Source organism: Luteibacter sp. 3190 (genome assembly GCF_031456385.1).
Taxonomy (GTDB): Bacteria; Pseudomonadota; Gammaproteobacteria; order Xanthomonadales; family Rhodanobacteraceae; genus Luteibacter.
Window position 1 is genome coordinate 1330037 of sequence record NZ_JAVDUO010000001.1, and the last position, 20713, is coordinate 1350749.

Annotated in this window: 24 protein-coding genes and 1 tRNA gene; 13 read left to right on the top strand and 12 right to left on the bottom strand. The window is 66.8% G+C overall.

The window, feature by feature from the left end; all coding sequences use genetic code 11:
- Positions 1 to 8 precede the first annotated feature (8 nt).
- Positions 9 to 104, top strand: a tRNA-Sec gene (locus tag J2X58_RS06085).
- Positions 105 to 295: 191 nt separating this feature from the next.
- Here J2X58_RS06085 and selD read toward each other — a convergent pair.
- Positions 296 to 1336, bottom strand: a complete 1041-nt coding sequence (gene selD, locus J2X58_RS06090; RefSeq protein WP_310047007.1) for a selenide, water dikinase SelD — start codon at positions 1334 to 1336, stop codon at positions 296 to 298.
- 80 nt (positions 1337 to 1416) lie between these two features.
- Between selD and J2X58_RS06095 the strand changes: the two genes are divergently transcribed.
- Entirely contained in the window at positions 1417 to 2451 is a 1035-nt protein-coding gene (locus J2X58_RS06095; RefSeq protein ID WP_310047010.1) for a permease, read from the top strand.
- A gap of 30 nt (positions 2452 to 2481) precedes the next feature.
- Here J2X58_RS06095 and J2X58_RS06100 read toward each other — a convergent pair whose 3' ends face one another.
- Positions 2482 to 3489, bottom strand: coding sequence for a zinc-binding alcohol dehydrogenase family protein (locus J2X58_RS06100; protein WP_310047011.1), 1008 nt, complete (start codon positions 3487 to 3489; stop codon positions 2482 to 2484).
- Positions 3490 to 3590: 101 nt separating this feature from the next.
- Here J2X58_RS06100 and J2X58_RS06105 point away from each other — a divergent pair, with 101 nt between their 5' ends.
- Together J2X58_RS06105 and J2X58_RS06110 are read left to right on the top strand one after the other, a co-directional pair.
- Complete coding sequence (locus tag J2X58_RS06105; protein ID WP_310047012.1) at positions 3591 to 4538, top strand: helix-turn-helix domain-containing protein; 948 nt, start codon at positions 3591 to 3593, stop codon at positions 4536 to 4538.
- 110 nt (positions 4539 to 4648) lie between these two features.
- On the top strand, positions 4649 to 5545 hold the full coding sequence (locus J2X58_RS06110) for an AraC family transcriptional regulator (RefSeq protein ID WP_310047013.1): 897 nt from the start codon (positions 4649 to 4651) through the stop codon (positions 5543 to 5545).
- 25 nt (positions 5546 to 5570) lie between these two features.
- Here J2X58_RS06110 and J2X58_RS06115 read toward each other — a convergent pair whose 3' ends face one another.
- Together J2X58_RS06115 and J2X58_RS06120 are read right to left on the bottom strand one after the other, a co-directional pair.
- Positions 5571 to 6023, bottom strand: a complete 453-nt coding sequence (locus tag J2X58_RS06115; RefSeq protein WP_310047014.1) for an acetyltransferase — start codon at positions 6021 to 6023, stop codon at positions 5571 to 5573.
- Positions 6024 to 6099: 76 nt separating this feature from the next.
- Positions 6100 to 6438 (bottom strand): DUF3140 domain-containing protein, encoded by a 339-nt coding sequence (locus tag J2X58_RS06120; protein WP_090053200.1) that lies wholly within the window; start codon positions 6436 to 6438, stop codon positions 6100 to 6102.
- Between the two features lie 84 nt (positions 6439 to 6522).
- On the opposite strand from J2X58_RS06120, the gene J2X58_RS06125 reads away from it, so the two are divergent.
- From J2X58_RS06125 to J2X58_RS06140, 4 genes are all read left to right on the top strand, one after another.
- The gene (locus tag J2X58_RS06125; protein WP_310047015.1) at positions 6523 to 7386 is read left to right on the top strand and encodes a hypothetical protein; all 864 of its coding nucleotides are present in this window, start codon (positions 6523 to 6525) and stop codon (positions 7384 to 7386) included.
- A gap of 130 nt (positions 7387 to 7516) precedes the next feature.
- Positions 7517 to 8722 carry an MFS transporter gene (locus tag J2X58_RS06130; RefSeq protein WP_310047016.1) on the top strand — a complete coding sequence of 402 codons (1206 nt, stop codon included), beginning with the start codon at positions 7517 to 7519 and terminating at the stop codon, positions 8720 to 8722.
- 53 nt (positions 8723 to 8775) lie between these two features.
- The gene (locus J2X58_RS06135; RefSeq protein WP_090053196.1) at positions 8776 to 9168 is read left to right on the top strand and encodes a limonene-1,2-epoxide hydrolase family protein; all 393 of its coding nucleotides are present in this window, start codon (positions 8776 to 8778) and stop codon (positions 9166 to 9168) included.
- Positions 9169 to 9540: 372 nt separating this feature from the next.
- Positions 9541 to 9909, top strand: a complete 369-nt coding sequence (locus J2X58_RS06140) for a hypothetical protein (RefSeq protein WP_090053194.1) — start codon at positions 9541 to 9543, stop codon at positions 9907 to 9909.
- Between the two features lie 116 nt (positions 9910 to 10025).
- Here the strand turns inward: J2X58_RS06140 and J2X58_RS06145 are convergent, their stop codons facing one another.
- Complete coding sequence (locus tag J2X58_RS06145; protein WP_310047017.1) at positions 10026 to 10715, bottom strand: hypothetical protein; 690 nt, start codon at positions 10713 to 10715, stop codon at positions 10026 to 10028.
- 313 nt (positions 10716 to 11028) lie between these two features.
- Here J2X58_RS06145 and J2X58_RS06150 point away from each other — a divergent pair, with 313 nt between their 5' ends.
- On the top strand, positions 11029 to 12996 hold the full coding sequence (locus tag J2X58_RS06150) for a M13 family metallopeptidase (RefSeq protein ID WP_310047019.1): 1968 nt from the start codon (positions 11029 to 11031) through the stop codon (positions 12994 to 12996).
- 22 nt (positions 12997 to 13018) lie between these two features.
- Here J2X58_RS06150 and J2X58_RS06155 read toward each other — a convergent pair whose 3' ends face one another.
- Entirely contained in the window at positions 13019 to 13795 is a 777-nt protein-coding gene (locus J2X58_RS06155) for an SDR family oxidoreductase (RefSeq protein ID WP_090053191.1), read from the bottom strand.
- 115 nt (positions 13796 to 13910) lie between these two features.
- Between J2X58_RS06155 and J2X58_RS06160 the strand changes: the two genes are divergently transcribed.
- Both J2X58_RS06160 and J2X58_RS06165 read left to right on the top strand, forming a co-directional pair.
- On the top strand, positions 13911 to 14825 hold the full coding sequence (locus J2X58_RS06160; protein WP_090053189.1) for a LysR family transcriptional regulator: 915 nt from the start codon (positions 13911 to 13913) through the stop codon (positions 14823 to 14825).
- Between the two features lie 13 nt (positions 14826 to 14838).
- Positions 14839 to 15033, top strand: a complete 195-nt coding sequence (locus J2X58_RS06165) for a 2-hydroxymuconate tautomerase (RefSeq protein WP_310047020.1) — start codon at positions 14839 to 14841, stop codon at positions 15031 to 15033.
- Positions 15034 to 15086: 53 nt separating this feature from the next.
- On the opposite strand, the gene J2X58_RS06170 is transcribed toward J2X58_RS06165, so the two are convergent.
- The 4 genes from J2X58_RS06170 to J2X58_RS06185 form a co-directional block, all read right to left on the bottom strand.
- On the bottom strand, positions 15087 to 15833 hold the full coding sequence (locus J2X58_RS06170; RefSeq protein ID WP_090053186.1) for a glucose 1-dehydrogenase: 747 nt from the start codon (positions 15831 to 15833) through the stop codon (positions 15087 to 15089).
- 136 nt (positions 15834 to 15969) lie between these two features.
- Positions 15970 to 16203 carry a hypothetical protein gene (locus tag J2X58_RS06175; RefSeq protein WP_090053185.1) on the bottom strand — a complete coding sequence of 78 codons (234 nt, stop codon included), beginning with the start codon at positions 16201 to 16203 and terminating at the stop codon, positions 15970 to 15972.
- A complete protein-coding gene (locus tag J2X58_RS06180; protein ID WP_090053183.1) occupies positions 16200 to 16388 on the bottom strand; it encodes a DUF3606 domain-containing protein in 189 nt (62 codons plus the stop codon). The genes J2X58_RS06175 and J2X58_RS06180 overlap by 4 nt, the downstream gene beginning before the upstream one ends.
- 63 nt (positions 16389 to 16451) lie before the next feature.
- On the bottom strand, positions 16452 to 16973 hold the full coding sequence (locus J2X58_RS06185; RefSeq protein ID WP_310047022.1) for a demethoxyubiquinone hydroxylase family protein: 522 nt from the start codon (positions 16971 to 16973) through the stop codon (positions 16452 to 16454).
- Between the two features lie 225 nt (positions 16974 to 17198).
- On the opposite strand from J2X58_RS06185, the gene J2X58_RS06190 reads away from it, so the two are divergent.
- Together J2X58_RS06190 and J2X58_RS06195 are read left to right on the top strand one after the other, a co-directional pair.
- The gene (locus J2X58_RS06190; protein ID WP_175472754.1) at positions 17199 to 17747 is read left to right on the top strand and encodes an isoprenylcysteine carboxylmethyltransferase family protein; all 549 of its coding nucleotides are present in this window, start codon (positions 17199 to 17201) and stop codon (positions 17745 to 17747) included.
- Between the two features lie 89 nt (positions 17748 to 17836).
- On the top strand, positions 17837 to 18304 hold the full coding sequence (locus J2X58_RS06195) for a nuclear transport factor 2 family protein (protein ID WP_310047024.1): 468 nt from the start codon (positions 17837 to 17839) through the stop codon (positions 18302 to 18304).
- A 213-nt stretch (positions 18305 to 18517) separates the two neighbouring features.
- Here the strand turns inward: J2X58_RS06195 and J2X58_RS06200 are convergent, their stop codons facing one another.
- Both J2X58_RS06200 and J2X58_RS06205 read right to left on the bottom strand, forming a co-directional pair.
- Positions 18518 to 19945 (bottom strand): sugar porter family MFS transporter, encoded by a 1428-nt coding sequence (locus J2X58_RS06200; protein ID WP_090178691.1) that lies wholly within the window; start codon positions 19943 to 19945, stop codon positions 18518 to 18520.
- Positions 19942 to 20694, bottom strand: coding sequence for a nucleoside/nucleotide kinase family protein (locus tag J2X58_RS06205; RefSeq protein WP_310047027.1), 753 nt, complete (start codon positions 20692 to 20694; stop codon positions 19942 to 19944). Before J2X58_RS06205 ends, J2X58_RS06200 begins: the two co-directional genes overlap by 4 nt.
- Positions 20695 to 20713 lie beyond the last annotated feature (19 nt).

Genomic DNA, 20713 nt, shown 5'->3' on the forward strand with positions numbered 1-20713 from the left:
CCGTCACTGGAAGAGCAACGTCCCCGGTGGGGCGTCCGGACTTCAAATCCGGGTGAGGCAGCCAGACTGTTTCGGGTGGGTTCGACTCCCATGCTCTTCCGCCATTTCAGCCGCGGCCCGTGGGAGCGGACCTGGCCGCGACGCCGTTGGAGCGGTGAGCGACAGGGCCTGAAGCGCCTCGCGAAAAGCCATCGTGTCGCAGCGTGTTGGAGCGGACCTGGCCGCGACGTCGTTGAAGCCGTGAGCCACAGGGCCTGAAGCGCTTCGCGACAAGCCATCGCGGCCAGGTCCGCTCCTACAGGATGTCGACGCCGGGCGCGCCTTCGACGACCGCGCCGACGATGCTCGCCCGCGGATAGCCGGCATCGACGATGCGACGGAGGATCGCCTCGGCATGCGCGGCGTCGCACGCGACCAGCAGTCCACCCGACGTCTGCGGATCGGTCAGCAGGTCACGGCGCCACGGCGGCAGATCGTCCGCGAACGCGATGCCGTCGCCATAGCTGGTCCAGTTGCGCTTGGACGCGCCGGTGATGAAACCGGCCTGCGCCAGTGCCTCCGCCTGCGCGAGCCACGGCACGGCCGCGTGGTCGATGGCGAGACGAACCCCGCTGCCGCGCGCCATCTCCAGCGCATGGCCGAGGAGGCCAAAGCCGGTGACATCCGTGATGCCATGCACATCGTCATCCTTCGCGAGCTCGTGCCCGATGCGATTGAGCAAGGTCGTGGAGGCGATCATCTCGTCGTACGCGTCCTTCGACAGCGCTTCCTTCTTGAAGGCCGCCGAATACACGCCGACGCCGATACCCTTGGTCAGGATCAGCGCGTCGCCGCGCCGCGCACCGGTGTTCCGCCGCACTTCGCCCGGTGCGCACAGCCCGATGGCCGCGAGGCCGTAGATCGGCTCGGCGGAATCGATGGAATGCCCGCCCGCGATGGGAATACCGGCCTCCGCGCACACCGCCTCGCCACCCGCGAGAATGGCGCGCACCGTTTCCGTGTCTATCTTGCCCAGCGGCATGCCGAGGATGGCGAGGGCCATGATCGGCTTGCCGCCCATGGCGTACACGTCCGACAAGGCGTTCGTGGCCGCGATGCGCCCGAAGTCGAACGGGTCGTCGACCACGGGCATGAAGAAGTCGGTGGTGGCGATGACGCAGGTGCGGTCGTCGACCTGCCAGACGGCGGCATCGTCGCTGGATTCGGTGCCGACCAGCAACTGAGCGAAGGGCATCGCGGAAGGCTTGTCGGCGAGCAGGTCGCGCAGCACGGACGGTGCCAGCTTGCAGCCACAGCCGCCGCCGTGGGCAAGTTCGGTCAAACGTGGAAAAGTCATGACAGATTCCAACAAGTGCGCGATAGCGCGCCGGTATGCTTGTGCGGCAGCATAACGCAGAGCCAAATCCAGGGGTCCCCATGTCCGTCGCCACCATGCGCTGGTCCGTCTTCCTCCTGCTCGCCGTCGCGGGCCTCTTCTACGTGAAGTGGTATCCGTATTACGGGCGCGCGTTCGAAGCGGCGGCGAATCATTCCATCGGCAAGTCGATCCTGATGGGTGACGCGGCGAGCGCGCCGGCGGCGTCGTGGGACGCGGCGCTCGGTTACGCGGTGGCCTATGGCAAGGCGATCTGGAAGGCGATGCTGCTCGGACTGCTGCTCGGCTCGGCGCTGCAGGCGCTGATCCCCGCGAGCGCCGTGCATCGCGCGCTCGGCGGACGCGGCCTCGGCAGCACGCTGATGGGCGGGCTGATGGGCATTCCCGGGATGATGTGTACCTGCTGTGCCGCGCCGGTCGTGGTCGGCCTGCGCAAACAGAACGCCGCGCCGGGAGCGTCGGTCGCCTTCTGGCTCTCCAACACCATGCTCAATCCCGCCACGCTGGTGTTCACCGGCTTCGTGCTCGGCTGGCACTGGACCGGGCTTCGCCTGGCGCTGAGCATTCCCCTGGTCTTCGGCCTGGGCTGGCTCGCCAATCGCATCGCCGGTCCGGGAGAACCCATCGTCGCGACGCCTCCTGCGGAACCGGAAACGCGCACGTTCGGCGACGTCCTCATGCGCTGGGGGCAGATCTTCCTGCGCATGACCGTGCGCCTGATCCCCGAGTACCTCGTCATCGTGCTGTTGCTCGGCGCGGCGCGCGCATGGATGTTTCCGCACGTCGGACCCGACGTGGGCGATCAGTGGTTCTGGGTGCTGGGTCTCGCGCTGGCCGGCATGCTCTTCGTCATCCCGACGGCCGGCGAGGTGCCGATCGTGCAGGCCATGCTCGCGCTGGGCGTGGGCGCCGCGCCCGCGGCCGCCCTGCTCATGACCCTGCCGCCCGTGAGCCTCCCGTCGCTCGCGATGCTGGTGCGTTCGCTGCCGATGAAGCTCCTCGTCACCATCGCCCTGACGGTCGTGGCGTTCGGCGTCCTCGCCGGCACGCTGGCGAGCCTGCTCGGCTTCCGCTAGCGGCGCGGCGAGGCACACGCCCGATCCGGCTCAGAACCCCTCGAGGACCAGCTTCCCCTGCACGCGATGGCTTTCCAGCAACGCATGCGCCCGACGCAGATTCGCGGCGTCGATGCGACCGAGGTGCTCACCGACGGTGGTGCGCACGACACCCTGATCGATCAGTGTCGCCACGCGATCCAGCAGCTCGCGCTGCTTGCCCATGTCCGGCGTGCGGTACATGGAGCGGGTGAACATGAACTCCCAGTGCAACGAGATCGACTTTCGCTTCAGCGGCATCGCATCGAGCGTGGCCGGGTCGTCGATCAGCGCCAGCTGACCCTGCGGCTTCAGGACCTCGACGATCTGCGCGTAGTAATCGCCCGTATGCGTCAGGCTGATCACGTGATCCACCTGCGGATGACCCGCCTCGACCAGTTGCGGACCGAGCGGCTTCGCGTGGTCGATCACGTGATGCGCGCCGAGCTCCCGCACCCACGCCTGCGTCTCGGGACGGGACGCCGTGCCGATGATCGACACGCCGGTCAGCTTCCGCGCGAGCTGCACGAGGATCGATCCCACGCCTCCCGCGGCGCCGATCACCAGCAGGCTCTGCCCTTCGCCGCCGCCCTCCGGAATGCGCAGACGGTCGAACAGCAGCTCCCACGCCGTGATCGCCGTCAGCGGCAGAGCGGCCGCTTCGGCGGAGGAAATCGAACGCGGCGCGTGTCCCGCGATCCGTTCGTCGACGAGCGTGTACTCGGCGTACGAGCCGGGACGCGTGATGTCGCCGGAGAACCATACCCGGTCGCCTTCGCGGAAGCCGCCAACGCCCGCGCCGGCCTTCTCGACCACGCCCACGCCGTCCCAGCCGAGGATGCGCGGCGCCGGCGGCTGCACGGCCGCGCGCAGCTTGGTGTCCACGGGATTGACCGCGATGGCCTCGATCCTCACCCGCAGATCGCGCTCGCCCGGCTCGGGAAGGGGCACGTCGATGTCGTACAGAGCGGCGGGATCGCTGGCCGGAAGCCCGGGGCGGTCGTAGACGATGGCTTTCATGGCGCTACCTTTCGTGACAGAAGGTTGCATTATGCAAGTCGCTATGGTGCGGATAAACGACAATAACGACCTCGAATCAGGACACGGCACAGGACCACGCGATGCATCGGATCGGCTATCTGCTCACCGAAGGTTTCCAGGTGATGGCCTTCGGCACCCAGACGGTGTTCGAGATGGCCAACGTCGTCGCGCGGGAGCCGGTCTACCGTGTCACGAACCACTCGCTGGCCGGCGGTAGCGTGACGTCGTCCCTGGGCGGCCGCGTGAGCACGGATCCGGTCACCGGTGGCACGGACGCGGACACGTGGATGATCTGCGGCGTCGTCGATCCGACGACACAGGTCGTCGCCGACGACGAGCTCGCCTTCCTCCGCGCGGCATCGACGAGCAGTCGTCGCGTCGCGGGACTGTGCACCGGCGCCTTCGCGCTGGGCGCCGCCGGACTCCTCGCCGGCCGCCGCGCCACCACGCACTGGGCGTTCGCCGATGCCCTGCGCGCGCGCCACCCCGACGCCCGGGTCGAGGCCGACCGCATCTTCATCGCCGATGGCGCCATCTGGACCTCGGCAGGGCTGACCGCGGCCATGGACCTCTCGCTCGCCATGGTCGAGGACGATCTGGGCCGGGAGGTGGCGAACCAGGTCGCGCGCGTCCTCGTCATGCACCACCGGCGCGGGGGCGGCCAGTCCCAGCATTCCGAGCTGCTGCGCATGGCGCCACGCTCCGATCGCGTGCAGGCGGCGCTCGACTTCGCGCGGAGCAATCTCTCCCGGTCGCTGTCGGTGGACGAACTGGCCGCGGCCGTGCACCTGAGCGCGCGTCAGTTCAGCCGGGTGTTCCAGGCGGAAACCGGCACCTCGCCCGCGAAAGCGATCGAACGCCTGCGCCTCGAGGCCGCGCGTACGATGGTCGAGCGCGGCCGGCATGCCCTCGACACCATCGCGCGCGAGACCGGCTTCCGCGACCGGAAGCATCTGCGCGACGCCTTCGTGCGTGGGTACGGCATCAGTCCCCAGGCGCTGCGCCGCGACGCACGCGCGGCGGCCTGACCGCGATCGCGACGGCTTGCCCCCGACGTGCGGGCGATTCGCACGAAAGTGGCTTTGCATGCGCGAACGCATCGCCTACCCTGCCATCGCCGAACCGCCGCACCGTACCCATGACGACCGCGACACCCTTCTCACGTACCGAGCGGCTCCAGCCGTTGCCGGAGAACGTCCTCTCGATCACGGGGCGCCACCATCACTGGGCGGGTGCGCGCGTCGACATCCACGAACAACGTAGCCGGGGCCGCGTGTGTCACCACCTGTGCTACGAAAACGAGACGCGCCTTTCCGCCCTGCTCGAGGAAGTCGGCACGGGCCGGGCCGAACCGCGGATCAAGGCCGACAGGCGTTGCGAGGTGGAATACCAGCCGGGCCACATGACGCTGGTTCCGGCGGGCATGGACCTCTACGGCCACAGCGACGACATCGTCTACATGAAGGACGCGACGGTAGCGTTCGATCTCGACGTGCTCGAGCGACGCTTCGAGGGCATCTTCCAGCGATCGGCGTTGCTGGCGCCACGGGTGCGCATGGTGGACCCGCGCATCGCCTCGATCCTCCGGCTGCTCGGCGAGGTCGTCGAGAACGACGACCCCTCCGTGCAGCTCTACGGCGACAGCCTCATCGCCAGCCTCGTCGCGTGCCTGATGCGGCCCGGTCGGCCGGTCGAGACACCGAAAGGCGGGCTGGCGCCCTGGCAGGTGCGAAGGGTCACGAACTACCTCCACGACCGGCTACCGCTGCGCGTCGACCTCGAGGAACTGGCCCGTGTGGCCGGATTGTCGCTCGCGCATTTCAGCCGCGCCTTCAGGCTCTCGACCGGCCTCGCCCCGTACCAGTGGCAGCTCGACATGCGCATCAAGCGCGCGCAGGAGTTGATGGTGACGACCACCGATACGCTCGAGGACATCGCGGAATCCTGCGGCTTCGCGGACAACGCCCATTTCGCGCGCACGTTCAGGCGGTTCGCCGGGTGCACCCCATCGGCCTGGCGTCGCAGCCGCGCCTGACGCGGCGCGCGCCATACCGACGAAGCTACGTCGGATTCGATGTCGGTTCCGCCAGATGCAACAGCGGGAACGGCCGGCCCTCGCCGTCCGTCTCCGAGCGGGAGACCACCACGAAGCCGCGCGCGCGATAGAACGCGAGTGCCGCCGGATTCTGTTCGTTGACGTCGACGGTCAACGCCCCCTTCAGCATGCGCGCATGCGCGAGCAGCCTCGATCCCACGCCCATGCCGGCGTGCGACGGATCGACGAACAGCGCCTCGAGCTTCGCGCCATCGAGGCCCATGAAGCCGATGGGCTCGTCATCCTCGCCGGTCAGCACCCATACCTCCAGCTGCGCGAGCGCGCCATCGCGCACCGCGGGAATGAGCGCCTCGATATCGGCTTCCGATAGAAAGTCGTGCGTCGCCCGTACCGAGCGCAGCCAGAGGGACAACAGGAGCCCGGCGTCGCCGGATCGCGAAAGGCGGATGGTCGACATGATTCGGTCAGGATGCATCAGGGATGCGGAGCGTACCGTTTTGTGATGCGCGACGCGAAGTCTCCGGCCACCGGCGCTATCGCCGCAGCGGATCGTGACCCCAGTTCATCAACGAATAACGCCACGGCGTGTCTTTCACGTTCCCGGCCGGTCGCTGCGCGAGGTGCCGTGCCACGTAACCATTCACCTTGCGCATGTGCCTGAGGTCGCCTTCGGTGAGATCGCGCTGCGCTTTGCCGAGCAATCGCACGATACGCCGTCCCGACGCGTGGCCGACCGACTCGCGTCCACCCTCTTTAGCGCCCACCGCTTTCGATTCGTCCGTCGCGAGCCAGGTCTCGAGGCGCTTCGCGGTCATGTTCACCGCTGCGTGAAAGTCCTTGATGATGCTCGCGCGTTCGTCGTCGATGCTCATGGCGATATCCCGTGCCCAGGTCCGCGTACTCAAACATCGCCGGGGTCGACATAATGTCTGCGGACAGACAAGGAAACCCATGCGATGTCGTTGAACGATCTTTCCGCCGCCCTCGCCGCCATCGTCGCCGGACGCGACGACGATGCGACCCACGCCTTGCGGCGCGTCTCCGGCGACGGATCGATCATGGCGCGCGCATTGCTCCACGCGCTGAACGACGGTGCCACGAATGGCGCGTACGACGAGGCGGCCGCCTTCCAGACCTTCATCCGGGCCGGCGGCAACGTGCCGCTCTACGCGTCGGTCGGTGACACGCTGGCGGCCGTGTACGACGAGCGGCGTCCCGCGACACTGCTGGACATCGGCACCGGCGACGGCATGGCCCTGCTTCCCGCGCTGGCGAAGGCATCGCATCCGCCGGCCGATGTCACCGTCGTCGAACCGCATCCCGGTCTTCTGGCGTCGCTGACCGCCCGGCGGCCGGCCGTTCGCGCGATCGCGGCGACGCTCGAGGCGTTCGCCGCGAGCCTGACCGAAAACGATCGCTGGGACCTCGCCCAGTCCACCTTCGCACTGCAATCGGTCGCTCCGGAGGCGCGGCGCGCAGCGCTTCGGCGTCTCCGCCCGCACGTGGGCGAACTGGCGATCGTGGAGTTCGACGTACCCGATCTGGCGTGGGCCAGCGACGAGATGAGCGCCTCGTTGGCCCGCCGCTACGAGCGCGCGGCGAGCGAGTACGGCGCGGACGCGGAACTCGTCGCGGGCGGATTCCTCGCACCGATGCTGCTGGGCCAGATCCGTGCCGCCCGACCCTCCAACTGGGAGCAGCCCATCGCCGCATGGATCGACGAACTGCGCGATTGCGGTTTCGTGCGCATCGACGTCGAGCACGTGCACGATTACAGCTGGGCGCCGGCCATGCTCCTGAGCGCGTCATCGCAGGCCTGACGCGAAAGATCGGCCCTCCCAGGAGCGATCGATCTTCAACTGCCCGTTGAAGGTGATGTGAGCGGCCGTGCGCTACCGCCGTGCGGTCGCGGCACCCAGACTAGGCCTATGCCTTTTCCAGAGAATCGCCATGTCCGTTGCCCACACTACCGTCGCGGCCGGCGACCGCGCGTCGCCATGGTCCGCCGTCGTCTCGGTGTCGCTCGGTGCGTTCGCGCTGGTCACCAGCGAATTCCTTCCCGTCGGCCTTCTGCCGCAGATCGCGCGTGACCTCCGCATCACCGACGGCGAAGCCGGGCTCATGGTCACCATGCCCGGCTTCCTCGCCGCTGTCGCCGCGCTCCTCACGCCCGTCGTCACGGCAAGGCGCGACCGGCGCAGCGTGCTCCTGGCCCTCCTGGTCCTGCTCGCAGGCTCCAACGCCGTGGTCGCGCTCGCCGGCAACCTGCCGATGCTCTTGCTCGGTCGTGTGCTGCTCGGCATCGCGGTCGGTGGCTTCTGGACGATCGGTGGGTCCGTCGGGCCGCGGCTGCGCCCGGGCGCCGAAGGCGTGCGCGCCACGTCGATCATCTTCTCGGGCGTCTCGCTGGGCACGGTCGCGGGCGTTCCCGCAGGCGCGCTCATCGGCGGCATGATCGGCTGGCGCTGGTCGGTCGCGGGCGGTGCGATCATGGCACTCGTGGCGCTCTGCGCGCTCGCCGCGCGCTTGCCTTCACTACCGGCGCAGCCGGGCACCGGCCTCAGGCAGATCCCGGCCTTGCTGAAGCATCGCATCGCGCTCACGGGCCTCGTGGCGACCGCGCTGCTCTTCGTCGGACAGTTCGCGACGTACACCTACGTGACGCCGTTTCTCAACCAGGTGGCGAACATCCACGCGGGCACGGTCAGTGCCGTGCTGCTTGGCTATGGCGTGGCGGGTTTCGCGGGTAACGCGCTCGGAGGCTGGGCCGCCGGCCGCGACGTGCGCAAGGCGCTGAGCATCACGGCGCTCATCGTCGGCGGGTCGGTCGTCCTGCTCGCGCTGACAGGCGCGCATCCCGCCGCCGCGGTCGTCGCCGTCATCGCCTGGGGCGTCGGCTTCGGCATGATGCCGATCGCCATGCAGACCTGGCTGTTCAGCGCCACACCCGACCGCCTGGAAAGCATGGCTTCCCTGTTCGTTTCCATCGCGCAGCTCTCCCTCGGCACCGGCGCCCTGCTCGGCGGTCTCGTCGTCGATCACCTCGGCGTGGCCGCCACGATGTGGATGGGTGGCGCCATGGCGATCGCGACCGCCGCCCTGATCTTCCAATCGGAGCACGGACGGCGAGTGGTATCCGTAGCCTGCTGCGACTGACGCCCCATTCAACCCGACGGGACCCGTGTCCCGTCGTCTTTCGAGGAACTTCGATGAACGATACGTCCCCCCTGGCACTCGCCCGCCTCTTTTTCGGCCACTGGAGCGGCGGCCGCATCGACGACGCGCTGGCCATGCTCGCCGACGATGTGCTCTACGACAACGTGCCCCTGCCCGACATCGTCGGACGGAGCGGCGTGGAAACGTTCCACAAGGACTTCGGCGTCGGTCGCGACTACGCGGTCGACTGGCAGGTGGTCAGCATCGCCGCCGCGGGCGACGTCGTGCTGAACGAGCGCCTGGACCTCTTCCGTCACGTCTCCGGCGCCGAAATCTCGCTGCCGGTCATGGGCACGCTGACCTTCGTCGATGGAAAGATCACCGTGTGGCGCGACTACTTCGACCTCGGCACGTTCGAGCGGCAGCTCGCTGCGATTCCGGCGTAAAAGGCGGCGCGGCGAACGTTTGATGGTGTGTTACACGTCTCGGCCCCGCGCGAGGGGCGGCACTCGGCGGCCACGACTGCTTAGGGCCGACCCGATTGCATGTCGACCAGAGTACGAACATCATCGCCCTGGTCATGTCGGCCGTATCGGTAGTCACAGGCGAGGTCGTAACGAGGTATGTCGAGCGTGTCCATTCACCGTCCCCGCGTTCACTACATGACCTTTGTACTCGGTCAATCTCTCGTCGTTTCGCTCACCTTGCTCGGAGGGTGCGCACGGCCGCGGGCTTCGATGCCGGCCGCACCGCCACCAGCGCGCATTGCCGCTTCCAGCTACGAAGCGCTTCCCGCCTCGAGCGGCGCCCGATATCACATGACGACCCAGCAGCACGCATCGGGTGCGCAGCCGGTCGCCAACGATCCCCCGGCGTACCCACCGGGCTGGATCGCGGCGAACCTGCCGCCCGTGACGATCCGAGCCAAGGTCATCGTCGACGGTGCGGGCAAGGTCACCGAGGTACGCGACCTCGACGACCTCGGAGACCCACAGCACGTCGCCTTCTTCGCGGCGACGCGCGAGGCGGCGATGCACTGGACCTACACCCCGATGACGGTCGTGCAGGATCACGAGGATGCCAGGGGCAACTTCAGCACCACCCGGAGCACGTCCCCCTTCAGCCTCGATTACGCGTTCCGCTTCGAGCTCCGGGACGGTAAGCCCGTGGTATCGGCAACGCGCTGAGACGACGCTCCGGCCGGTGATGACTCTGAGAACGCAACGAAACGCATCTATTCGCCACTCTCCACCGGCCGTCACATCACGAAGAACCAGGCGCCGATCGGATGAGGATTCCGAGGCTAGTTCGCGTTGAAGTTCGAGATCACCCGATACTTGATGTGATCGTTAGTCGCCTCCAGAATTTCGAGTCGCGCACCCTTGTAGCCTATGGTCGCGGATTCCGATAAATCGTACTCGACGTCATTACTGAAAGCTGGTCGCGCCACGTTTCCCGAGAACTCGCGATAACCGATATTAACCTTCTGACCTATTTTTCCACTGTAGATCAATGTCTGCTGGAATGACTCATCGGTAGCGATAGCCTTCACGACCCGGCGAAAGTCATCGCTCTTCTTGCAGACCGATGCATTGAAGACTGTCACGACGCAAATTCGGTTGTCGCCTTTGTATGCCTGCACGGCCTGAAACGGGTCAGCAAGAGCAGCCTTCTCGATTCGGCCGCCATCGGCTGTAGGGCTCGGCACATAGAAGTCCGAGTTCTTGTTCTCACCCTGCTTTACGAAGTAGCCGTGGTGAAGCGTATATGGGCTGAACAGCCCGATGTTGACATCCTTCTGAAGAAGAATGGCCTCGCGCTCGAAGAGCACGCCTTGCTTCAGCATTTCATCGCCCACCGACGCGGTAACGATCTGTCCTACGGCAGGCTCACTCAGGCGCGTTGCTTTTGGCGCGTAATTGTATTTCGGAGCGACACATGCCGAAAGCATGAGCGCTGAGCAGACCATCGCGGTGCGATAGAAAAAGAGCATGCGTAAGTTCCCCTGAAGTATCCGGTCCAACACGGTCACGGCGCTCCGAGAAACCTTTCGAATCCCTCAGGCACGGCGGTAGCCGGAGCTATCGGCGATCGACCGGGATCTTTAACGAATTTCGCCATTGGCACTACACGCGACTACCGACCACCTCGCCGTAGGCACCGGCGTGCGCCGGTGCGACGCCATGGAGAGGCCCAGTCGCGGTGGAGGTACCGCCAACGAGGACAACAAACAGCAGGAACGTTCCTTGCGGTGGGACGACGCCCACCAACAATACGTATTCTCTTCCCTGCGCCTCTTCGCACTCATGCTCAGATCCGCTTTCGCCGTCCTGGCCATCGCCAGCGCCACGGCCTCCGCCGCTTCGTTCGACATCCGCGGCATGGATCGCTCGGTCCGGCCCGGCGACGACTTCTACCTCTACGCCAACGGCCAATGGGACAGGGACACCGTCATACCGGCCGGTGCCCCGTTCGTGTTTGGAACCGTCAACGCGCGACGGACCTCCATCGAGCGGCTCGGTTCGATCGTCGACGAACTGGCGGCCGACCCGGCCTCGCGCGCAGGCGCGCTGTACCGCAGCTTCATGGACGAAGCCCGCCTGGATGCTCTGGGCGTCGGGCCGGCCGAGCCGATGCTGCGGGAGCTGAAGAGTCTGCGCAGCAAGGAAGCGATCGCCGAAGCGATGGGCCGCTACGGGAACCTCGGCGTCTCGACATTCCTGTCCGGGACCGTCGACGACGACGACCGCCGTCCCGGCCACCGCGCGCTGCACTGGACAAGTGACGGCCTCGGCATGGGCGACCGTGCCTACTACCAGCCCGGCACCGCCGATGCGGCGAAGGTGGCGCAGGCCTACCAGTCCTATGTCAGCCAGTTGCTCGCGCGCGCCGGCGTACCGGATGCACCGCGTCTGGCGGCCGAGGTGCTGGCGTTCGAACGGCAGCTCGCCGCGCCGAAACCGCCCGAGGGCGGCACACCGGTGTACGACAAGGTCAGTCTGCGCGACATGGAGCGGCGCATGCCCGGCGTTCCCTGGCAGATGGTGACGCGCGCATTCGGTTGGCCGGAAGGCCGCGCCATGCTCGTCGACGAACCCGAGGTGCTCGCGGTGCGAGCCGCGGCTTTCCGAAAGGCGTCCGTGGAGACGCTGCGCGCCTACCTCATCGTACGCTTCCTCGACGCCTATGCTCCGTACCTCTCGCATGACGTCGCCGATCTGGCGTTCGCCTTCGATCAGGGTGTGCTGAAGGGCGTGACGGCGCCGAAACCGCGGAAGGAGCGCGGAGCCGACCTGATTCGCCGATTCATCCCGGACGACGTCGAGTCGATCTACGCCGCCCGGTACTTCTCGCCCGCCGCGCGTGCCGAGGTGAAGGCGTTGACGCGACACGTGCGCGATGCGTTCGCCAGGCGGCTGGCCAACGTCACTTGGATGGACGACGCGACCAGGAAGCGCGCACTCGGCAAACTCGACAACGTCATCATCGAGGTTGGCTATCCGGATACCTGGCGCGCATACAAAGGGCTGCGGTTCGAGGACGACGATCTGTTCGGCAACGTCGTCCGAGGCGAGGCATGGCAGCACGACTGGAACGTGGCGCAGCTGGACGTGCCGGTCGATCGCCACGAATGGCGCTGCCTGTATCCGTCGACGGTCAACGCGTGCTCCGACGACACCCGCCTCGCCCTGTTCCTGCCAGCCGGCTTCCTGCAGGCACCCACGTTCGATCCCGATGCCGACCCCGCGCAGAATTACGGGCGTCTTGGCGAGACGGTGGGCCATGAGCTCACGCATCAGTTCGACAGGGCCGGCAGCACGTTCGACGAGGACGGCCTTCGCGCGCCCTGGTGGCCGGCGGCCGTCCGCGAGCGATTCCTGGCGCGCGAGGACACCCTGGTGAAACAGTACGACGCGTACGAAGCCGCGCCGGGCATGCACGTCGACGGCAAGCGCACGCTGGGCGAGAACACCGCTGACCTCGGCGGCCTCAACATCGCCTACGACGCGTATCGCGCGGCGCTGGATGGTAAGGAACCACCGGTCGTCGACGGTTTCACCGGCGACCAGCGGTTCTTCCTGTCCTTCGCGCAGAACAACCATGGAAAGTACACCGCGGATGGTCTGCGGCACGTCCTACTCACGAACGAGCACGCCCCGGGCCACCAGCGGACGTTCGAGGTACGCAACGTCGATGCCTGGTACCGCGCGTTCGACGTCGAACCGGGCGACAGGCTTTACCTGCCGCCCTCCGAACGGATCCGTATCTGGTGACGGACCTTTCGCCGTCCCGTCGTCAGACCTGCGCCTGGCCACCGTCGACGAAGAGCTCGATGCCGGTGATGAAGCTGGCTTCATCGGACGCCAGGAACGAGACGGCCTTGGCGACCTCGTCCGGCGTGCCGGTGCGGCCGAGCGGGGTGATGGCCTCCATGGCGGCGACGTAGCCCGCGATCTGCTCGTCGTTCATGCCGAGCTCGGTCTTGTAACCCGGGGTGACGACGACGCCCGGCGCCACGACGTTGATGCGGATGTCTCGGCCCTTGAGGTCGCTGGCGAAACTGCGCGCCAGCGAGCGGACGGCCGCCTTCGTGGCCGCGTAGACGCCGAACGTCGCGGGGCCTTTCACCGACACCATCGAGCCGTTGAGCACGATCGCCGAGCCGGGGCCCATCAGCTGCAGCGCCTTCTGCACGGTGAACAGCGTGCCCTTCACGTTGATGCCGAAGTATTTGTCGAACTGCGGCTCGGTGACCTGGTCGAGTGCCGTGAACTCGCCGCCGCCGGCGTTCGCGAAGAGGATGTCCAGCCGGCCGCTGCGCTCACGGATCGTGTCGAAGATGCGGTCGAGGTCGGCGGCGACCGCGATGTCGCCCTGGATCGCCGTGGCGCCGATGCGCGCCGCCACCTGGGCCAGTTCGCCTTCGCGACGGCCGGTGATGTAGACGGTGGCGCCCTCGCGGATGAACCGCTCGGCGGTGGCCTCGCCGAGACCGGAACTGCCGCCGGTGACGAGGACGATCTTGCCGGCATGGCGGGTCGTATGGACGTTGCTGTTGGCGAGCGTATACATGGCGAAACTCCGGTGAGTGAAGCCGCGTCGCGGCTGATGGCGACAGTTTCGCTATTTAGCCTCGGCCAATAAACTGGCATATTGCGATTACTTTATTTCTTTGCAGGAATAATCCGTGGATCGTCTCCTGGCCATGCGCGTGTTCACCCGCCTCGTCGACACCGGCGGCTTCGGCAAGGCCGCCGATGCGCTGCGGCTGCCCAAGTCGACGGTCACCAAGATGATCCAGACGCTCGAGTCGGAACTCGGCGTGCGCCTGCTGGAGCGCACCACACGCCGGATCTCCGTCACCGCCGAGGGCGCCGCTTATTACGAACACACGCGGCGGATGCTGGCGGATCTGGACGACTTCGAATCCGATCTGGCGGGAGGCGGCAACAGCCCGATCGGCCCCTTGCGGGTCGAGACGGGCGGCTCGGTGGCCGCGCGACTCCTGATTCCGGCACTGGGCGAATTCCGCGAACGGTTCCCCGGCATCGAACTGCAGATCGGCGTGAGCGATCGGACCGTCGATCTTTTGAGCGAAGGCGTGGACTGCGCGATCCGGAGCACGGGGGACGATCCGGCGGTCGTCGCACGGCAGATCGCCGAACTGCCGTGGGCGCTCACCGCCACGCCTGCCTACCTCGCCAGGCAAGGTATGCCCGAGACGTTGAGCGATCTGAAAGACCACGCGATGGTCGGCTATTTCTCCGCGCGCACCGGGCGCTCGCAGCCGTTGCGGCTCAGCGATCCGTCCGGCGCGGTGCACACGGTCGACATCGCGCGCGCGCTCGAGGTCAACGAAAGCAACGCACATTCGGCGGCAGCGCTCGCGGGGCTCGGCCTCGTGCAGACCCTTCGCTTCCAGGTCGCGGATGCGCTCGACGACGGGCGTCTGGTCGATGTCATGCCGACCTGGCAGCCGCCGCCCCTGCCCGTCTATCTCGTCTACCTGCCGACGCGGCGGCATAATCCCCGGCTTCGCGCCTTCGTCGAATGGGTCGCCCAGGCGCTCCCGGCGCGGGCCGGCGCCTCACCCATCACCTGACAGCGAGACCGATATGCCCATCGTCACCGTGCAGATGCTCGAAGGCCGCAGCGACGCCCAGAAGGAGGCCCTGATCGCCGACCTGCACGACGCGGTCGTGCGCCACCTCGGCGTGGCCGACCACTCGGTGACCATCGTGCTGCAGGAAAGCGAGGCCGCGAACTGGGCGGTGGGTGGAAAAACCATAAGACAGCTGCGCGGCGGTTGACGCGCGCGCTGCGCGGATGGCGCGCCTCGCGGCACGCCATCCGCGCGGACGGTTTAGCGCAGGCCGCCCGTCGAGAGGATCAGTTCGCCGGTGACCCAGCCCGCGTCGTCCGACGCCAGGAAGGCGACGATCGGAGCGATGTCTTCCGCCTTGCCGATGCGGCCCAGCGGCGTCTGGCTTTCCATGGCCGTCTGCAGTTCCGAACCGATGAAGCCGGCGGTGTGCGTACCTTCCGTCTCGATCATGCCCGGGTTCACCGAGTTCACGCGGATGCCGCGCGGGCCAAGCTCGCGCGACAGCACGCCGGTGATCGCGTCAACGGCGCCCTTCGTGCCCGAATAGATCGCGCTTTCCGCCGGAACGACGCGGGTGACGGCCGAACCGATGTTGATGATGCTTCCGCCCTTGCCCAGGTGCGGAGCCGCCGCGCCGGCCACGAGCAGCAGGCCGAGCACGTTGATGTCGAAGATCTTGCGATAGAGCTCTTCGGTCGTCTCTTCGATCTTGGCGAACTGGTACACGCCGGAATTGTTCACGACGATGTCCAGACGGCCATACGTATCGATGGCCGTCTTGATCAGCGCATCGACCTCGGCCTTGTTGCTGACGTCGGCACCGACCGCGATGGCCTTGCCGCCTGCCGCCTCGATGTCCGCGACCACCTTGTCCGCGCCCGCCTTGCTGGAGGCGTAGTTGACGACGACGCTGGCACCATCGGCCGCGAGCCGGCGCGCGATGCCGGCGCCGATACCCTTCGACGCGCCGGTGACGATGGCGACCTTGTCCTGAAGCTTGCCCATGCTTGAATCCTCAAAGTGACGCCAGCCCGACATGGGCCAGCTATTGCTTCACTTGGAGGCATGAGTCGCCAAGACTATTGCATCGTCGAGAACAATGCCTTTGACTGGCGAGCATGGAATCGCCGCCACGGCGTCCTTAGTAAGGCACGGTGATTGGCATCCATCCGCCCGACGCGGTTTCCTTCAGCACCTCGACGAGACGACGATCGTTCTCGCGAGACTGCGTCGCCCGCTCGAGCGCGTACTCGACGGCGGTGCCTTCCGTCCCGAACGTCCGCACGACACCGCCTGGCACCAGGACACGCCAGAAACGTTCGTTCATGCCGGGAAAGAAAATGAAGATACGGCGCTGCTTGTTGTCATCGTTCACTTGCGACGCAGCCTGCGGATCTCCGCGCGCACGGCCCAGGAATCGACCCCCACGGACATGACGGCCTTCAGCAACACCTTGTCGCTGACGCCGAGGACCCGGGTCCAGTAGCGCATGTCGGACCGCAGGCAGGTGTTGACCCGGGTCAGGTCGTCGGGTCGCGCGACAAATACGGCGTCGGTCATGTGCTTGGTCTCTGATGGAGACCCGCTATGACACACAGGGTGTTACATGGGTGTGATACGGCCTCAGAGCCGCATCCCCAACCAGATCACCGCCTCGGTCGCCGCGGTGACGACGGGGTGGATCACCCGGAACCACAAGCTGGTGTCGGCCACGTGCGATGCCGCCTGGTCGTGATGCATCTGCTCCTCCGAGACGATGGCCGAAATGGCGACAACCGCCGCGTCGTCCACACCGCAGAGTTCGAGACGCTGACTCGCGAGGTGGCGCAGCACGACGCTCTCCACCGCGACCGTCGTCGCGGATATGGCGGCACGCCCGAACAGACCCGTGATCAGCCCGAGCGTCAGCCCGCCCAGGCCGCATAGCCAGTAGCTCCTGCAGCGGCGCTGCCCCCTGCGCGCCAGCTCCGCGGCGAAAATCGCCCGGTGGCCGCGCTCGTGCGAGCGAAATTCGACCAGCTCCGGCACGAGCTCCCGGGCAAAGACCTTTGCCACTGCAATCTGCCCGGTATAGATCGAGATCGCTCCGAACTCGCCCGCATGATCGACCTTGAGGATCCGGTCGGCCCGTTTCGTTCGTGCCATGGCTTGCCTTTCCGGCATCGCATCCCTCGACATTCGCCATCCCGACCATGTGACGAGGCGGCGCTCCGGCCCCGTGTCCCCGCGGTTCGTCCCTCGCAGGGGGCCGACCGTCCCGGCAAGGATGCCTGCACGCCGCCGGCACGCCAAGCTTGACGTGCGACACCTCATCATCCCCAGCCAGAACAAGGACGACGCATGCCTCCTCTTTTCGAACACGGGCTCCGCATGAGCTGGCTTTCGGTTCTCGCCTACTGGCTCTGGGCCGCGCGCACCGCCAGGCCCTCCATACAGAAGGAACCGCTTGCGCGGCGTATCGCCGTTTACTGGCTGCCGCTGATCGTTGCCGGCGTCCTCCTTGGCCCCAGCGAGTGGTTCGAAGGTTCACCGCTACGCGAGCAATTCGTCCCTCACACCCCGCTGGTGTATTCCGTCGGTCTCGCGTGCTGCGTGGCCGGTGCCACGCTCGCGATCGTCTCGCGGATTCTGCTCGGACGGAACTGGAGCGCGACGGTGGACCTCAAGCGCGAGCACGAGTTGGTCACCGCCGGCCCGTACGCCCTGATCAGGCACCCCATCTATACGGGCTTCCTGCTCCTTTTCCTCGGCAACGCCATCATGGTGGGCGACTGGCGTGGATTGCTGGCAGTGGCGATCGTCTTCGCATCCTTCTGGCGAAAGCTGCGGCTGGAGGAACGGTGGCTCGGTGATCACTTCGGGAGCACTTACCTCGACTACCGGGCTCGCACCAAGGCCCTGATCCCGAAGCTGCTCTAGCCGCGCGGCCTCGGCGAACTGGCTATCGTCGTCTGCACCCGTCCATACTCGGCAAGAGACATCGACAGGGGGATGGGTGCGTCATGGGGATGAAATGGCTTGCGGCCGCGGTGGCGGCTCTGATCTGGGTTCCGGGCGCGCACGCGGACGATTCGGCGAGCATGCTCACGAGCACGGTCATCGGGCTCGACACGTCGTTCTTCGACAGCTTCAACCGATGCGACCAGCCGGGGCAACTGAAGAAGCATGCGGCGCTTCTGGATCCGAAGATCGAGTTCTATCACGACAACGGGGGCGTGAGCTGGACGAGGGACGAGTATCTGGAGAAGACGCGGAAGAACGTGTGCGGCCACTTCCACCGGAAGCTGGTCGAAGGCAGCGTCCATGTCTATCCGATCAAGGATTTCGGCGCGATCGAGGAAGGTGAACACATGTTCTGCGATATGGGCGCCTCCGCGTGCTCGGGGATCGCGAAGTTCGTGATCGTCTGGCACAAGCTTCCCGCGGGCTGGCAGGCGACGCGTGTGCTCAGTTATGGGCACCGTGCGCTTCCTTGAATGTCGTGATGCCGAGTGCCAGAGCTCGTGCCTTGCGCGCCGCCGCGCCATCGGGGACCGGGGCCGTGGACCCCGGCGTACGCCGGGGTGACGATGAGGGCGAACCGTGCGGCTCGTCGCACCGGCGTACGCCGGTGCCTACGGCGAAGCGATCGGTTGTCGCCACATCACGACCAGATCAGCCTGGCGGGACCTTCAGGATCACGCCGCGACTCAAGACTGCCGCGCCGCCCGGGCCAGGCGCTTCTGCTGGTACGGGTAGAAGCGATCCTCGCGCAGTTCGTGTTCGATCTCCTCGAGGCTCTTGCCCATGGTTTCGGGCAGCAGGTAGTAGATGAAGACCAGGGCCACGACCGAGATGGCCGCGTACAGCCAGAACGTGTGGGTGGCGCCCAGCCAGGTCACCAGCGAGAGCGTGGTGAGCGTCACGATCAGGTCGAAAATCCAGTGGCTGAAGGAACCGAGGCTCGCGCCCTTGCCGCGAACGAACAGCGGATACACCTCGGCATTGATCAGCCAGATGCACACGCCGAATCCGCCGCAGTTGAGCATCATGTACGCGGCGAGGCAGCCGACGGTGAGCCAGCGGCTGAAGTCGGTCTGCGGACCCGCGCCCTGGAACAGGTAACCCATCAGCAGCAATGCCACGATCGAACCGGGAATCAGCCAGAGCAGGTACTTGCGCCGGCCGATCCGATCGACGAGGAAGCTGCCGATGACCGTCATGATGACGACCAACACCGTGCTGGCGCCCGTGCCCAGCACCGCGGCCTGCTCGGAAAAGCCAGCCTTGGTCAGGATCGTCGGGGCGTAGTAGATCAGCGCGTTGTTGCCCGTGATCTGCGAGAACATCGAGATGCCCGCGCCGACGATCACGGCAGGACGGATCCACGGCTTCGCCAGGTCCTTCCACCGGCCGGTCGGTTCCGTCTGCGACACCGTCTCGATCTCGGCGATCTCGGCACGCGCCGCCGCGGTGCTGCCGCGAACGCGCTCGAGCACCTTCATCGCCTCGTCCTTGCGATGTTCGGCCATGAGCCAGCGCGGGCTCTCCGGCAGGAACGCCATGCCGGCGAGCAGGATCAACGCGGGAATCAGCCCCAGGCCGAACATCCAGCGCCAGTGCTCGCCGAGCGCGAAGCCCGTGAAGTACGCGACGGTGATGCCGAACACCACCATGAACTGGAACAGCACCACCATCTTGCCGCGGTGCTTCGGCGGCGCGACCTCGGCGATGTACACGGGAATGATCTGCGTCGAACTGCCCGCCGACAGGCCGAGCAGGAAGCGCGCCGCGATCAGCCAGCCCACCGACGGCGCGAGCGCCGAGGCGATGGAGCCCAGCGCGAAGAGCACGCCGACGAAGATCACCATGCGCCGGCGCCCGAGCCGGTCCGACAGCGGACCCGTGAGCAGGCAGCCGAACAGCGCGCCGAAGATGATGGCGCCTGTGACGAGCTGTTTCGTGGTGTCGTCCAGCGCGAACTGCCGGCCGAGACCGAGCAGCGCGACACCGATGACGCCCGTGTCGTAGCCGAACAACAGGCCACCGAGCGCCGCGATCACCGCGATGCCGATGACCACACCGTTGCGTGGGGTGGCGTCGCTCGCCACCGACGCAGAAGACGTTACCGCGTTCATGCAGACTCCAGGGGAAGGGTTCGTGCGCGGAAATCCGCGCGATGCGCCGTGGCGGCGATGCGCCGGGCGTTCGGTTCGTCGGTGGTCTCGATCCAGTCCAGCGCGGCCTGTCGCGACCGACCGAACCGCATGTGGCGCTCCAGCAACTGCGCGTGGCGTCGGGCGTCGTCGACGTCCACGAACCACGTTTCATCAAGCAGCGGACGCACGTCGGCCCATGCGCCCTCTTCCATCAGCAGGTAGTTTCCCTCTGTGACGACCAGCCGCACGTCCGACGATACGGCGATCTCGCCGGCGATGGGCTCCTCGATCTCGCGATGGAAGGCGGGCGCGTAGACGGTTTCACCCTCGATGGGCTCGCGCAGCCGCCGCAGCAGGGCCACGTAACCGCTGGCGTCGAAGGTATCGGGAGCGCCCTTGCGCGATGCGCGCCCCAGGCGCCGCAATTCCGCGTTGGCCAGATGGAAACCGTCCATGGGCACGTTCACCGAGATGCCGGGATAGGTCGCGAGAACTTGCGATGCGAGGGTGGACTTGCCCGATCCCGGTAAGCCAGCGATGCCAAGGATGATGCGGCCGCCGTGCCCGAGCAATGCGTCGAGCCGCGCGCGTATGGAAGCGTCGATCATTCGTGTGAAGGTAGACCTGGATTTGTCAGCGTACGATGAAAGCGATCCGTCACGAGAACACCCGCAGGCATCGCTTGCCTTGACCGGGTTCTCACTTTCGCAAGAAATCCTCTGCAACACTCCGTGGACTCGCGCGAGC